The 795-nt window shown below is 71.2% G+C and carries 1 protein-coding gene; it reads left to right on the forward strand.

Annotated features, from left to right (window positions below):
- A partial coding sequence (locus MLGJGCBP_RS23265; protein ID WP_236581305.1) for a condensation domain-containing protein occupies positions 1-795 on the forward strand: 795 nt, incomplete at both ends.

Consider the following 795-nt stretch of genomic DNA (forward strand, 5'->3'; position numbering starts at 1 on the left):
GCAGGTCGTCTGGTTCGAATCCACCGAGGACCGCCCCGACCGGGGACGGCTGCTGTTCGTCATCCACCACCTCGCGGTCGACGGAGTGTCCTGGCGCATCCTCGTCCCCGACCTCGCCGCCGCCTGGGCCGCCGTCAGCACCGGCACCCCACCGGCACTTCCGCCGGTCGGCACCTCCATGCGCCGCTGGGCCCACGCCCTCACCGACACCGCCCCCGACCGCGCCCCCGAACTACCCCTGTGGCTCGGCATCCTCGACGGCCCCGACCCCCTGCTGGGGTCCCGCCCCCTCGACCCGACTCTCGACACCGTAGACACCACCGGGACCGTCACCGTCACGGCCTCACCCGAGGTCACCGAGGCACTTCTGGGGGATATCCCGCGACGGTTCCACGGCACTGTCGACGACGCACTGCTCACGGCCCTCGCCCTCGCAGTCAGCACCTTCAGACGCCGCCGCGGCCACCCCACCGACAGCACACTGATCGGAGTGGAAGGCCACGGCCGGGACAACACCCTGATCCCCGGTGCCGACCTCTCCCGCACCGTCGGCTGGTTCACCACCCTCCACCCCGTCCGCCTCGACCTCACCGGCATCGACCTCGACGACGCCCTCACCGGCGGACCCGCCGCCGGCACCGCCCTCAAAACCGTCAAGGAACAACTGCGCACCATCCCCGACCACGGCGCCGGATACGGACAACTACGCTACCTCGACCCCCACACCGCCGACCGACTCCGCGACCTCCCCGACCCCCAGATCAGCTTCAACTACCTCGGCCGCTTCACCACAGC

This window comes from Rhodococcus sp. T7 (assembly GCF_009872365.1).
Taxonomy (GTDB): Bacteria; Actinomycetota; Actinomycetes; order Mycobacteriales; family Mycobacteriaceae; genus Rhodococcus_F.